The organism is Actinoplanes sp. ATCC 53533, from assembly GCF_003947245.1.
In genome coordinates this window covers 24,739-37,077 of sequence record NZ_QHHV01000210.1, presented here as the reverse complement: position 1 = coordinate 37,077, position 12,339 = coordinate 24,739, and the positions used below count along the sequence as shown (strand labels likewise).

13 protein-coding genes and 1 pseudogene are annotated in these 12,339 nt (G+C 71.8%); 4 read left to right on the top strand and 10 right to left on the bottom strand.

Going from position 1 to position 12,339, the window contains the following annotated elements:
* Positions 1 to 7: 7 nt before the first annotated feature.
* Both DMB66_RS47815 and yiaA read right to left on the bottom strand, forming a co-directional pair.
* A complete protein-coding gene (locus tag DMB66_RS47815; RefSeq protein WP_125810753.1) occupies positions 8 to 835 on the bottom strand; it encodes an amidohydrolase in 828 nt (275 codons plus the stop codon).
* A 168-nt stretch (positions 836 to 1,003) separates the two neighbouring features.
* Positions 1,004 to 1,459, bottom strand: coding sequence for an inner membrane protein YiaA (gene yiaA, locus DMB66_RS47810; RefSeq protein WP_125810752.1), 456 nt, complete (start codon positions 1,457 to 1,459; stop codon positions 1,004 to 1,006).
* A gap of 358 nt (positions 1,460 to 1,817) precedes the next feature.
* On the opposite strand from yiaA, the gene DMB66_RS47805 reads away from it, so the two are divergent.
* On the top strand, positions 1,818 to 2,795 hold the full coding sequence (locus DMB66_RS47805; RefSeq protein ID WP_125810751.1) for a Gfo/Idh/MocA family protein: 978 nt from the start codon (positions 1,818 to 1,820) through the stop codon (positions 2,793 to 2,795).
* Positions 2,796 to 2,855: 60 nt separating this feature from the next.
* Here DMB66_RS47805 and DMB66_RS63115 read toward each other — a convergent pair whose 3' ends face one another.
* Entirely contained in the window at positions 2,856 to 3,074 is a 219-nt protein-coding gene (locus tag DMB66_RS63115; RefSeq protein WP_199753053.1) for a hypothetical protein, read from the bottom strand.
* A gap of 441 nt (positions 3,075 to 3,515) precedes the next feature.
* Positions 3,516 to 4,130: a hypothetical protein gene (locus tag DMB66_RS47795; protein WP_125810750.1), complete on the bottom strand. Its 615-nt coding sequence runs from the start codon at positions 4,128 to 4,130 to the stop codon at positions 3,516 to 3,518.
* Between the two features lie 271 nt (positions 4,131 to 4,401).
* On the opposite strand from DMB66_RS47795, the gene DMB66_RS47790 reads away from it, so the two are divergent.
* Positions 4,402 to 4,818: an STAS domain-containing protein gene (locus DMB66_RS47790; protein WP_125810749.1), complete on the top strand. Its 417-nt coding sequence runs from the start codon at positions 4,402 to 4,404 to the stop codon at positions 4,816 to 4,818.
* An 80-nt stretch (positions 4,819 to 4,898) separates the two neighbouring features.
* Here the strand turns inward: DMB66_RS47790 and DMB66_RS47785 are convergent, their stop codons facing one another.
* The 4 genes and pseudogenes from DMB66_RS47785 to DMB66_RS47770 form a co-directional block, all read right to left on the bottom strand.
* Entirely contained in the window at positions 4,899 to 5,594 is a 696-nt protein-coding gene (locus DMB66_RS47785) for a class I SAM-dependent methyltransferase (RefSeq protein WP_125810748.1), read from the bottom strand.
* Positions 5,591 to 6,382, bottom strand: coding sequence for an ABC transporter ATP-binding protein (locus DMB66_RS47780; RefSeq protein WP_125810747.1), 792 nt, complete (start codon positions 6,380 to 6,382; stop codon positions 5,591 to 5,593). Before DMB66_RS47780 ends, DMB66_RS47785 begins: the two co-directional genes overlap by 4 nt.
* Positions 6,379 to 7,365 (bottom strand): ABC transporter substrate-binding protein, encoded by a 987-nt coding sequence (locus tag DMB66_RS47775; RefSeq protein ID WP_125810746.1) that lies wholly within the window; start codon positions 7,363 to 7,365, stop codon positions 6,379 to 6,381. Before DMB66_RS47775 ends, DMB66_RS47780 begins: the two co-directional genes overlap by 4 nt.
* Positions 7,366 to 7,387: 22 nt before the next feature.
* A pseudogene (locus tag DMB66_RS47770) lies at positions 7,388 to 8,316 on the bottom strand (FecCD family ABC transporter permease).
* Positions 8,317 to 8,646: 330 nt separating this feature from the next.
* On the opposite strand from DMB66_RS47770, the gene DMB66_RS47765 reads away from it, so the two are divergent.
* Positions 8,647 to 9,867, top strand: coding sequence for an SAM-dependent methyltransferase (locus DMB66_RS47765; protein ID WP_158647597.1), 1,221 nt, complete (start codon positions 8,647 to 8,649; stop codon positions 9,865 to 9,867).
* On the opposite strand, the gene DMB66_RS47760 is transcribed toward DMB66_RS47765, so the two are convergent.
* Positions 9,832 to 10,323: an SDR family NAD(P)-dependent oxidoreductase gene (locus tag DMB66_RS47760; protein WP_233625349.1), complete on the bottom strand. Its 492-nt coding sequence runs from the start codon at positions 10,321 to 10,323 to the stop codon at positions 9,832 to 9,834. The genes DMB66_RS47765 and DMB66_RS47760 overlap by 36 nt on opposite strands.
* A gap of 15 nt (positions 10,324 to 10,338) precedes the next feature.
* Complete coding sequence (locus DMB66_RS47755; protein ID WP_125810744.1) at positions 10,339 to 11,319, bottom strand: aldo/keto reductase; 981 nt, start codon at positions 11,317 to 11,319, stop codon at positions 10,339 to 10,341.
* A 123-nt stretch (positions 11,320 to 11,442) separates the two neighbouring features.
* On the opposite strand from DMB66_RS47755, the gene DMB66_RS47750 reads away from it, so the two are divergent.
* The gene (locus tag DMB66_RS47750; RefSeq protein ID WP_125810743.1) at positions 11,443 to 12,339 is read left to right on the top strand and encodes a helix-turn-helix domain-containing protein; all 897 of its coding nucleotides are present in this window, start codon (positions 11,443 to 11,445) and stop codon (positions 12,337 to 12,339) included.

The following is a 12,339-nucleotide window of genomic DNA, read 5'->3' as shown; positions in this document are numbered from 1 at the left end:
GTGATCGTCACCTGAGCTCCAGGTGGTAGGTGCGGACGGCGTTGGTGCCGAACACGTCGGGCCGGACGCCGCCGAGCAGGTCGGCCAGGACGTCCTTGATCTGGGTGTAGCTGCCGGCCACCTCCAGGACCGGCCAGTCCGAGCCGAACATGAGCCGGCCGGTGCCGAACAGGTCGACCGCGGTGGCGACGTACGGCGCGAGGTCGGCGGGCGTCCACGCCGCCCAGTCCGCCTCGGCGACCAGCCCGGAGAGCTTGGCCACGACGTTCGGCAGCGCGGCGACCGGCGTGATCAGCTCACGCCACCGGTCCAGCGCGCCGGCCGCGATCGCCGGCTTGCCCAGATGGTCGAGGACGAACGTGGACCCCGGGAGCGCGGCGGCGGCGCGGGCCAGCGACGGCAACTGGGCGGCACGGATCACGACCTCGTTGACCAGCCCGGCCGCCGCGACCGCCGCCAGCCCGGCCCGCACGTCGGCACGGTCCAGGTGCCCGTCGTCGTAGGCCTGGACCTGGTCGCGGATGCCGACCAGCAGGTCGCCGCCGGGGCCGGCCCGGTGCGCGGCGATCGTGTCGGCCAGCGCGGGGTCGGTCAGCGCGGCCCAGCCGACCACGCCGGCGATCTCCGGGGTGTCCCGGGCGATCCGCAGGAACTCGGTGGTCTCACCGTCATCGCCGCGGCCCGCCTCGACGAGGATCGTGCGGTCGACGCCGGCGCCGCGGATCGCCGCGCGCAGGTCGGCGACGGTGTAGTCGCGCCGGATCCGGGCCAGGGCGGGGTCCTGCAACCACGCGTAGCCGGCCGTCCACAGATGCTGGTGGGCGTCGATGATCATCGGCTGTGTGTCGCCGCCACCGGAGCTCCTCTCACCTTCGTAGATCCTATCGGAACTCCCCTGGACGTGTACGTCTCCGGGACGCTGCGCGCCGCGGTCCTCGAGCACCCCGCTCTCCCCGGGCCCGGAGAGCGCCACCTCGTTGCCTTCGACGAGTGACCGACCAGGTCACCCACCCATCGGGTACGGCAGGGGCGTCGGCGCGGGGTGCACGGGCATCCGGTCCTGCATGGCGTCCCGCACGTTCTTCTGCACCGCGACCGCGGCGAACAGCGTCATGGCGAACGCGAGACCGTAGAAGCCCTTCTCGCTGAGCAGCATCCCGCTGTTCCACAGGCCGACCACGAGCATCACCACCGCGGTACCGACCACCGACCACGACAGCCCCAGGTACAACGCCGACACCGGCAGCCCCTCGGCCCGGTCCCGCACCGACTTCTGCAGGGACACGGCGGCGAACAGGCCCAGGACGATGACCGCGGCGAAGAAGCCCTTCTCGCTCTTGGTCATCTCGGCGTTCCACAGCCCCACCGCGAACGAGACGATGCCGAGAACCAGCGCCGCCCAGGAGGCGCCGACGAAAGCGGCGGTGGGCTTGACCGAGGACGACGGGTGGTTCGCCATGACCTTCTCCAGAGGGGTTGAGCTGCGCGGACACCATGCCGGCGCGGTAGAGACAGCCTGCACCCCCGCGCACCGATCACCGTGAGTAGCGATACTCACCCGCGCTGGGTAATGCCGTCTGGCCGGCGGCACCGTGTTGATCTTGCCGCGTCCGGTGCCGCGCGTCGTGAGGGCGTGCGGGTGGCGCTTAGCGCTGTTCTTGCTCGGTTTCGGTGTCGGGTTGTTTCGGTGTCTGATTGCCCATCACCGTCGGAGATTCATGGAAATACGTCATGCCTGGTTGACGGTCGGGCTCGACAGATGTTGCATCCACCACGTCAGGCGCGATATCCGTACGCTGCCGGCAAGGAGGCCAGTCATGAGAATCGGTGTGCTCGGTGCCGCCCGGATCACCCCGACCGCGTTGATCAGGCCGGCCCGGATGCTCGACGGCGTCGAGGTTGCCGCCGTCGCCGCCCGGGACCGCCGCCGGGCCGAGGCGTTCGCCGCCCGCTGGGGCGTGCCCGCCGTGCACGACTCGTACGCCGATCTGCTGGCCGACCCGTCGCTGGACGCCGTCTACGTTCCGCTGCCCAACGGCCTGCACGCGCGATGGACCCAAGCCGCCGTCGAGGCCGGCAAGCACGTGCTGTGCGAGAAACCGTTCACCGCGAACGCGACACAGGCACGCCAGGTGGCGGCCGCCGCCGAGGCCTCCGGCCTGGTGGTCATGGAGGCGTTCCACTACCGCTACCATCCGGTCGCCCGGCGGATGGCCGAGCTGGTCCACGGCGGCGACCTGGGCCGCATCCAGCGGGTGGAGACGGCGATGTGCTTCCCGCTGCCCGTCTTCTCCGACATCCGGTACGACTTCGGCCTCGCCGGCGGCGCGCTGATGGACGCCGGCTGCTACGCCGTGCATTGCCTGCGCCTGCTCACCGCCGGCGAGCCGACCGTGACCACCGCGAAGGCCCTGACCCTCAAGCGGGACCGCCGCGTCGACCGGGCGATGACCGCACAGTTCAGCCTCCCCGGCGGCGCGACCGGGCACATCCACGCCTCGATGTGGTCCTCGACCCTGCTGCGCGCCCGGGCGAAGGTCGTCGGCGACCGCGGCACGATGACCGTCACCAACCCCATCGCACCGCAATACTGGTCCCGCTTCACCGTGGACATCGGCGGCCGGCGCCGGCGCGAGCACTTCGACAGCCAAACCACCTACGTCCACCAACTGCGCGCCTTCGCCGCCGCCGTCCGGGGGGAACCCACCAACCTCACCCCACCGTCGGACTCGATCGCCACCATGTCGCTCATCGACGACATCTACACCGCGGCCGTTCTCCCCCTGCGCACCTGACCGCGGGAAGCCACCCGGCCGGCACGTTCGAGGGCCCGCGCCCCGACGCCGACGTCAAACTCAGCGGGACCATGCGCCCCGGCGGGCGGCATCCCGGACGAAGTCGGTGAAGTCGCGCGGTGCCCGACCGAGGACCTGCCGTACGTCGTCGGTCATCGTGCCGAGACCACCGGACCGGACGACGGCGTACAGGTCGATGCTCAGCTGGATCCACTGCTCGGGCACTCCCTGAGCACGCTGCTCCTCGGCCCCGGTCACCAGAATCGTCTCGTCGCTCATACCTCCCAGCGAACCAGCCGCCGGTTGCCACCACCATGTCGTGCGCACTCGCGGCCATATCGATTCGTCCAGCCCCGGCAGCCCCGCCAGGACCGCCGTGTTCCCGTCGTTGAGGCGGCGGTTCTCCGCGTAGGTCCGGGCCCGGATCCGGACCAGCGCCGCCGCCAGGGGTACGCCGGGCCGGAGGCCGCCGCCTTGCACAGCCGCTGGCGCGCCCCCACGACGCCGTCCGGGGGCTGCCGCCGCGGCGGGCTGGCGTGGTGGTGAGGTGGTCGATCCAGAAGCGTGCCGGAAGACGTCCACGCGGCTTCGGGAGATCCGTTCGCTCGCGGAAGCCGGTCTCAGTTCATGAGGCGAGAGCCGGTCTCAGTTCATGAAGCGGGAGCCGGTCTCAGTTCATGAAGCGGAAGCCGGTCTCAGTTCATGAAGCGGAAGCCGGTCTCAGTTCATGAACAGGTGCGGGGCGAGCGCGACGGCGATGAATCGGATCGATCGCCCGGCGAGGCAGACGACACCGAACGTGGCGGCCGACATGGGGGTGCCGGCGGCGTAGACACTGGTCACCAGCAGGGGCGGGATGCCGAGGAGCGCGCTCAGGAAGACGGTCGGCGCCGCGACGACGGGTCGGTCCAGCAGGATGATCAGCCGTTTGGACGCGGCGCTCACGGACCGGGCGGCGGCCCTCGACCAGCGCCCGAGCGCCGGTGGCACGGCGCGGCTCAAAGCCGCGGTCATCCGTTCGCGGGCCACCGCGACGCGCCGCCGAGTGCGCGCCCAGGCGCGGCCCAGCCGCGAACCCTCGGCCGGCCCGGCTCCGGTCGGACCGGTGCGCTGTCGCAGAGATCGCCTGAGCCGGCTCGACCGGATGACGCCGCGCGCGGCCAGGAAGGTCACCAGCTTGCCGGCCGTCTGGCCCAGCCCGGCCGCGATGCCCAGGGCCACCGGATCGGCGCCGGTCGTCGTGATCGCTGCGACCAGGTAAGCCTCGATCGGTATGGCCGGAACGACCGCGGACAGGGCCGCGACCGCGGCGGTGGTCACGACGGCCGCGATCATCTGATCCGCGGATCCCGGGCGTCGCCCTGACGCTCATCGCGACCCATAGTGCACCATGCCCCTCAGCTGAGCCGTCTTCCGGCACACCCCACCGTGAAGTCCCTGACGGGGACGTTTGGCGAGTAGTGTGTGGGTTGCTACCGCATCGACGTGCGCACTTTGTCGAGCCTGCGACGCCCGCGATCCTCGGGTTGCCGCATACCCGGCCACGGGTCCAGACCCTGCCCGCCCATCACTTGTTCCTGTGAAGAACCGTTGGGCTGGAGGAATCATGTTCACCACACTCTCGCTGGTGACCCCGTCGGCACCGCTGAGCATAGCTACGAGTTGCCCGTCGCCGGGCACCGTCCGGGTCGCCGCGGTCGGCGATATCGACCTGTCGACCGCCGACGTGCTGCGCATCGGGCTCCTCGACGCCTTGTCCACGCTGCGACCCCGCCGCATCGAGGTTGATCTCGCCGGCGTCACGTTCCTGGACTGTGCCGGACTCACCGTCCTCGTGGTCCTGGGCCGGGCCGCCGCCCGCGACGGATGCCGCCTGCGGATCACGAACCCGCGACCCATCGTGCGCCGGGTCCTGGACCTGACCGGGCTGCTCGACGGTCTCACCGCGGGGTTCCGCCAGGCGCCGCTCCCGACGGCTACCGCGGACATGACCGCGTCGGCCGGCACCCTGGTCGCCGTCTGACCCGAGCCGCCACCGCGACTCACCCCACGACGATGTGCGGCCGGCCGCCACCGGCCACCACGGCGAGCTGACCGGCGGCGTCACGCCCGGCCGGTGATCAGGAACTGCATCTGGACCTCGTGGCCCGGGGCGACGCCGTGCTCGCGGTCCAGCTCGTGGATCGAGGTCAGCGGGGTGACCGTGACCGCCTTGAGGCCCGCGGCGTCGAGCACCTTCGCGGTCTGGTCGATGGATGTGGCGGCGGCCAGCGGCAGCGCGGCCCGGACCTCGTCGTCGTAGTGGCCGGCGAAGTCCTCCGGCGCGTTGTCCAGGCCCGCCGGGAACCAGGTGCTGTCCACGACGGCGACCGTGCCGCCGGGCCGCAGCAGCCGGATCCAGTTCGCCACCGCGGTCTCCGGCTCGCGCAGGGTCCACATCACATAGCGGCCGGTCACCGCGTCGAAGCTGCCGTCCGGCAGGCCGGGCGAGACCGCGTCGCCGAGCCGGAAGTCCGGCCCGTTCGCGACGGTGGCGGCGTGCCCGCGAGCCCGTTCCAGCATGCCCTCGGACAGGTCGATGCCGGTGACGCGGTGGCCGAGCCCGGCGAGGACCATGGCGACCTGGCCGCTGCCGGTGCCGACGTCGAGCACGTCGAGCGGGGCCGGCGGCAGGGCCGCGGCCCAGATGCCCGCCCAGGCCCGGGCGTCGGCGTCGGCCCGGTCGGGACGCTGCTGGTAGTCGTCGTACGCGGGCGCGCGGCCGGTCCAGTACCGGTTGATGCGGTCCTGCGGAATCATGCGGCACACTCCTCGTCGGTCGGGTGCGACAGGTCGATCGGGTGAAACAACAGGTGCGGGCTGCCCTCGATGTCGAGGCGCCGGATGCCGATGCCGTACACGGGTTCGAGGATTCTCGGGTCCAGCACCTCGCCGGCCGGGCCGGCCGCGACCACCCCGCCGCCGCCGAGCAGCACCAGGTCGTCGCAGTAGCGGGCGGCGAGGTTGAGGTCGTGCAGCACCACCACGGCGCAGGTGCCCAGGCCACGGACCAGGCGCAGGATCTCGTGCTGGTAGCGGATGTCCAGGTGGTTGGTGGGCTCGTCGAGCAGCAGGTGGGTGGCCTGCTGGGCGAGGGCCCGGGCGATCAGCACCCGCTGGCGTTCGCCGCCGGACAGCCCGCCGAACGTCCGCGCGGCCAGGTGGGTGGCGCCGACCCGGGCCAGGCAGCGGGCGGTGACCTCGTGGTCGTCGCGGCCGGTGCGCTGGAACGTCGACAGGTGCGGGCCGCGGCCGAGCAGCACCATCTCGGCCACCGTCAGCGCGGTCTCGCCGCCGCTCTCCTGCACCACCACGGCCATCCGCCGGGCCGCCTCGCGCGCGCTCAGGGTCGAGAGTGGATCGCCGTCGACGGCGACCCGGCCGGTGGGACTCTTCAGCGCGCCGTACAGCAGCCGCAGCAGGGTGGTCTTGCCGCTGCCGTTCGGCCCGATCAGCCCGAGGACCCGGCCGGGTTCGGCGGTGATGCTCACGCCGTCGATCACGGGGTTGGCGCCGTACCGCCAGCCGACCCCGGTCGCCTCGATCACGCCCCGGCCTTGAAGCGCCGCACGATCCGCTCCAGGCCGTCGATCGACAGCGGCGACGGCGGCTCGGTGAAGTTGAACAGCTGCGTCATCACGTTGCCGCCGGCGACGGCCTTGAGCTTCGCCGCGCCGGGCAGCCCGGTCAGCGCGGCCTCGACGGCCTGCGGGTCGCCGTCGCCGTGCAGCAGGATCAGCACGTCGGGGTCGCGGCCGAGCAGTTCCTCCAGGGTGACCTCGAAGACCCGCTTCCGGCTGTCGGCGAACACGTTCGTGAAGCCCGCGGCCGCCAGCTGCGGGTGCGCCATGCTCGCCGAACCGTAGGCGTAGGTGGCCCCGCCGCCGACCGTCGGGTACAACACCGCGGCGGTGCGCTCGGAGGCCGTACCCGTCTCGCTCTTGATCTTTGTCATGCGCTCCTTGAGCGCGGTGACCGCGGTCTCGGCCGCGGCCGGGCGACCGAAAACCTTCCCGTACGTCCGCAGCTGCGCGTAGATGTCGTCGAAGGCCGGAACCGCGGTGCTGTCCGGGCACAACGCCGGCTCCTCGAGCAGCGGGATGTCCACGCTGGAGAGAGTGTCGCGGGAGAGGTTGTCGACCTCGCCGAGCACCAGTTCGGGCTGCTGGCCGATCACGACCTCCTTGGAGATCTGGAGGTGACCGCTGGTGTCGGTCTTGTCCGTGAGCAGCGGGATCCTCGCCAGCTCGGCGAGGGTGGCGGCTTCGTAGTACTCCTTCGGATACTGCCCGGCCCGCGCGGTGACCCGGTCCATGACACCGAGGGAGTGCAGGTACGGCACGGCCGCGCTCTTGAGCAGCACAACCCGCTGCGGCGCGCTGTCGAAGGTGACCTCCACGCCGCAGTTGGTGACCTTGACCGGATAGCCGTTCCCGGCGGCCTCCGGTTCGTCACCGGACGAGGAGGCGGCGCCGCAGGCGGCGGCGAGCATGATCGTGGCGGAGGCGGCGACCAGGCGGATTGCCCTCATCGGATTCCTTTCATGGCGGCGCTCAGCCGCCGGCGGCGTGCAGACGGCGGATCAGGATCAGCAGGAAGGGCGCGCCGAGCAGGGCGGTGATGATGCCGATCGGGATCTCCTGCGGCGCCAGCAGGACCCGGGCGATCACGTCGGCCCAGACCAGCAGGATCGCGCCGAGCAGGGCCGAGACCGGCACGACGCGCACGTGCGGGGCGCCGACGATCCGGCGGGCGAGGTGCGGCACGACGAGGCCGACGAAGCCGATGCTGCCGGAGGCGGAGACCAACACCCCCACGCAGAGCGAGACCACCACGAGCAGCCGCATCCGGAACCGGTCCGGCGACACCCCCAGCGTGTGCGCGGTCTCGTCGCCGATGGCGAGGGCGTCCAGCCGTCGCCCGGTGACGGTGAGATAGCCGGTGGTGCCTCCGATCACGACCGCGGCCACCGCCAGCAGCAGGTCCCAGCGGGCCAGGCCGAGCGACCCGAGCAGCCAGAACATCACCGACCGGGAGCCCTCGGCGGAACCGGCGGCGAAGATCAGGAAGCTGGTGGCGGCGTACAGCGCGTAGCCGACCGCGACGCCCGCCAGCAGCAGCCGGACCGAGGTCACCCGGCCCCGCTGCGCGCGATCAGGAAGACCAGCAGGGACGCGGCGAGCGCGCCCAGGAAGGCGCTGGTGGAGAGCGCGTACTGGCCGAATCCGGCGCCCGCGCCGAAGAGGATCGCCGCCGCGGCGCCGCTGGAGGCCCCGGAGTTGATGCCCAACAGGTACGGGTCGGCCAGCACGTTGCGCACCATCGCCTGCAACGCCACACCGCACACGGCCAGGCCGGCGCCGACCAGCATGCCGAGCAGCACGCGCGGCAGCCGGACCTGCCAGACGATCGCCTCCTGCGGCGGGCTCCAGGTCACCGCCGCGGGCAGGCCGGCGAGCTGATGGCCGATGATCCGCGCCACCGTCGCCGGGCCGATCCCGATCGCACCCGTGCCGACGGCGATCAGCCCGGTCACGACCAGGCCGGTGGTCAGCGCCACCAGCCAGAGCACGGTGCGGCGCCGGCGCGCACCGACCCCGAGAACCTGACTCGCCGACACTCATGCCCTACTTTTGCTGTTGCCAAGAACATGCAACAAGCTATCAGCAAGGTCGGGCGCGCCCTCCGCCCCGCCCCACACCGGAGCGGACGTGCGCGGGGCGCATACTGGCGGCGCTGGTATTTCCGCAGCACCTGAGCCGTTGATGCCGACACGACAGAGACGGGCTCGCAGATGTCAGATTTCACCACCATGGCCGACCTCATCCGGGACTGCGTGCATCGCCAGGAGTTCCAGCGCGCCGTCCTCAGCGGGACCGCGCACGGCGCGCAGAACCCGTGGCGCCGGGTCGTCATCCGGAAGGTGGCGCTGCGAGACGCGGTGCAGACCCAAGTCACCTGGCACACCGACAAGACCGCGGTGACCCGCAACTATCCGGGCGCCGAAGCGGTCGCCCGGGAACTGGTCGACGTACCGTTCCGCAACGCCCACATCGAGCTGCGATCGGCCACCATCGAGGCGCGCATCGCCAAACGCGGCAAGCTGTTCGTCTCCCAGCGCGCCGAGGCCAACACCGCGGCGCTGGCGCACGACCGCCAACGCGATCGCCCCGTTCCCCCGGACGCCGCCTTCCTGGACGTCCTCGGCGTCAGCCACGACGGCGCGGTCAAACCGACCGGGCAGCGCAAGTACCGGCAGATCAACGAGTTCATCCGGATCCTGGGCAGCACCCTGAGCACCGGTCCGGCGCTGACCGGACCGCTACGGATACTGGACCTCGGCTGCGGCAACGCCTACCTGACCTTCGCCACCGCGCACCACCTGCGCGAGAGCGGCGTCGCCTGCACCGTCGTCGGAGTCGACCGGGACGTCGAAACCACCGCCCGGAACAACGAGCGCGCGCACCGGCTCGGCTGGCAGGACCACCTGACCTTCACCTCCTCGCTGATCGAGCACTACGTGCCGGCCGACGCACCGGACCTGGTCATCTCCCTGCACGCCTGCGACACCGCCACCGACGACGTGCTCGCGCTCGCCGTGGACCGCGATGCGACGCACGTGCTCGCCTCGCCGTGCTGCCACCACGACCTGCAGCGACAGCTACGACCGCGGACGATGCCCGCCGGCTTTCGTGACCTCGCCCGCGACGGCATCCTCAAGGAACAGCTGGGTGACGTGCTGACCGACGCGCTCCGGGCGTCGTTGTTGCGGATGGTCGGCTACCAGGTCGACGTCTTCGCCTTCGTCCCGGTCGAGCACACGCCCCGCAACAACCTCATCCGTGCCACCAGGATCCCCGGCCGGGACACCGCGGACGCCGAAGCCTCGGTCCGCGCGCTGGCCGCGATGTTCAACGTCCGGCCGCGACTGGCCGAACTGCTCGCGCACCGCATTCCCGCTGACCTGTTCGCGGATCGCGACCGACGCGGCCGGGACCTACCAGGGGACGACGCCGTCGTCGTTGAAGAATGAGCCGCTGGGCCCGCCGTCGGGCAGGGTGGCGAGCCGGATCGCGGTGGCCGCGGCTTCCCGGGGCGGCCGCCCCTGCCCGCCGGTGAAGTCGGTCGCGACCAGGCCCGGGCAGGCGGCGTTGATGAGGATCCCCGTGCCGGTGAACTGTCGTGCATAGTGCACGGTGACGGCGTTGAGGTACGACTTCGTCGGCGAGTAGGCCGCCATGATCGGGCCGACCTCGACGGCCGGGTCCGCCTGCCAGGTCACCGACCCGACGCTGCTGGAGATGTTGACGATGCGCGGCGACGCCGAGCGCCGCACGAACGGCAGCATCGCGTTGGTCACCCGGATCACACCGTAGACGTTGGTCTCCACGACCTCGCGGACGACGTCGAGGTCGAGCGTGGTGGGATCCTGCGCCCATCCCGGTCCCACCTCCCCCGAGATGCCGGCGTTGTTGACGAGGGCGTCCACCGTCCCCGCCGGTGGTCAGCGGTCGATGCTGGCCATGCTCGCCTCGTCGTGGCGGTCGCCCGAGGCCGGCGTGAGGTTGTTCAAGCGGTCGAGCTGCGCGGTGCTGAGTTCGATGCCGTCGGCTGCGGTGTTCTCCTCGACGCGGGAGACCCGCCGGGTGCCGGGGATGGGGGCGATGTCGTCGCCGCGGGTCAGCAGCCACGCCAGGGCGGTCTGGGCCGGGGTGGCTTCGATCTCGGCGCCGATGGCCTGCACCTCGTCGACGATGCGCAGGTTGCGCCGGAAGTTCTCGCCGGTGAAGCGCGGGTTGGACTTGCGCCAGTCGTCGTCGGCGAAGTCGTCGACGGTGCGGATCTGCCCGGTCAGCAGGCCGTGGCCGAGCGGGGAGTAGGGCACGAACCCGATACCGAGTGCGCGCAGCAGGGGGAGGATCTCCGCCTCGACATCGCGGGTCCAGAGAGAGTATTCGGTCTGCAACGCGGCCACCGGATGCACCGCGTGTGCCCGCCGGATCGTTTCCGGGGCGGCCTCGGACAGCCCGATGTGGCGCACCTTGCCCTCGGCGACCAGCTCGGCCAGCGCGCCGGCAGTCTCCTCGATGGGCGTGTTCGGGTCGACGCGGTGCTGGTAGTAGAGGTCGATGTGGTCGGTGCCGAGCCGGTTGAGCGAGCCTTCGACAGCGGCCCTGACGTTGGCGGGGCTGCTGTCGATGACGCCCGGGCCGCCGCCGGAGTGGGAGACGAGACCGAACTTCGTCGCCACGACGACGTCGTCGCGGCGGCCCTTGATGGCCTCGCCGACGATCTCCTCGCTGTGGAAGGGGCCGTAGATCTCGGCGGTGTCGATGTGGGTGACCCCGAGGTCCAGCGCCCGGTGGATGGTGCGGATCGACTCGGCGTCGTCGAGCGCCCGGCCCGTGGTGTAGACGCCGGCCATGGTCATGGCGCCCAGCCCGATGCGGGAAACAGCGAGCCCGCCCAGTGATACGTGCTTCATCGGATACTCCTTGTCCTGGTGGCAGTACCAGGTAACCGGCCGCCGCGAGCCTGGAGAAGTCGCTGCTGGACGGTGTACCGGCAGCCCACCCCTCGTACCGGAGATCCCGCCTAGCCTGGACGGGTGGACAACCGTGACCAGGTCAAGGCCTTCCTCAGCTCACGCCGCGCCAAGATCACGCCCGAGCGGGCCGGCCTGCACGGCCCCAGCCGCAACCGGCGGGTGCCCGGGCTGCGCCGCAGCGAGGTCGCCGACCTGGCCGGCGTCAGCGTCGAGTACTACGCCCAGCTCGAACGCGGCAATCTCAGCGGCGTCTCCGACAGCGTGCTGGACGCCCTGGCCCGGGCCCTGCAACTGGACGAGGCCGAGCGGGCACACCTGGCCGAACTCGCCCGCGCTGCCGGCCCGGCCGCCCGCACCCGCCGCCGCAAGCCGCCCGCCCAGCAGGTCCGGCCCGCCGTTCAGCGCATCCTCGACGGGATGACCGAGGTGCCGGCCTTGGTCAACAACGGGCGCCTCGACGTCGTCGCCGCCAACTCCCTGGCCCGGGCGCTGTTCGCGCCGATGTTCGACGACCCCTCGGGGCCCGCCGGCCGGCCGGCGAACCACGCCCGGTTCAACTTCCTCGACCCTCGCGCCCGCGACTTCTGGCTCGACTGGGAGACAACAGCCGACGACAGCGTCGCCATCCTGCGCGCCGCCGCCGGCCGCGACCCCTACGACAAGGCACTGACCGACCTCGTCGGGGAGCTGTGCACCCGCAGCGACGACTTCCGCGCCCGCTGGGCAGCCCACGACGTCCGCCTGCACCGCACCGGGCTCAAACACATCCACCACCCCGTCGTCGGCGACCTGCACCTGGCCTACGAGGTCATGGAGCTGCCCGCCGACCCCGGGCTGACCCTGACCGGCTTCAGCGCCGAGGCGGGCTCCCCCAGCGACGACGCCCTGAGACTGCTCGCCAGCTGGGCCGCCACCCACCGCCCGGCCGACGCCCTGGCGACACCGGACCAGCCGTGA

What these genes read in the sequence shown, in the direction of transcription:
- DMB66_RS47805 (WP_125810751.1), top strand. Translation starts at nt 1,818, where the DNA reads ATGAGAATCGGTGTGCTCGGTGCCGCCCGGATCACCCCGACCGCGTTG.
- DMB66_RS47785 (WP_125810748.1), bottom strand. Translation starts at nt 5,594, where the DNA reads ATGATTCCGCAGGACCGCATCAACCGGTACTGGACCGGCCGCGCGCCC.
- DMB66_RS47755 (WP_125810744.1), bottom strand. Translation starts at nt 11,319, where the DNA reads ATGAAGCACGTATCACTGGGCGGGCTCGCTGTTTCCCGCATCGGGCTG.
- DMB66_RS47790 (WP_125810749.1), top strand. Translation starts at nt 4,402, where the DNA reads ATGTTCACCACACTCTCGCTGGTGACCCCGTCGGCACCGCTGAGCATA.
- DMB66_RS47775 (WP_125810746.1), bottom strand. Translation starts at nt 7,365, where the DNA reads ATGAGGGCAATCCGCCTGGTCGCCGCCTCCGCCACGATCATGCTCGCC.
- yiaA (WP_125810752.1), bottom strand. Translation starts at nt 1,459, where the DNA reads ATGGCGAACCACCCGTCGTCCTCGGTCAAGCCCACCGCCGCTTTCGTC.
- DMB66_RS47765 (WP_158647597.1), top strand. Translation starts at nt 8,647, where the DNA reads ATGGCCGACCTCATCCGGGACTGCGTGCATCGCCAGGAGTTCCAGCGC.
- DMB66_RS47795 (WP_125810750.1), bottom strand. Translation starts at nt 4,130, where the DNA reads ATGATCGCGGCCGTCGTGACCACCGCCGCGGTCGCGGCCCTGTCCGCG.
- DMB66_RS47815 (WP_125810753.1), bottom strand. Translation starts at nt 835, where the DNA reads ATGATCATCGACGCCCACCAGCATCTGTGGACGGCCGGCTACGCGTGG.
- DMB66_RS63115 (WP_199753053.1), bottom strand. Translation starts at nt 3,074, where the DNA reads ATGAGCGACGAGACGATTCTGGTGACCGGGGCCGAGGAGCAGCGTGCT.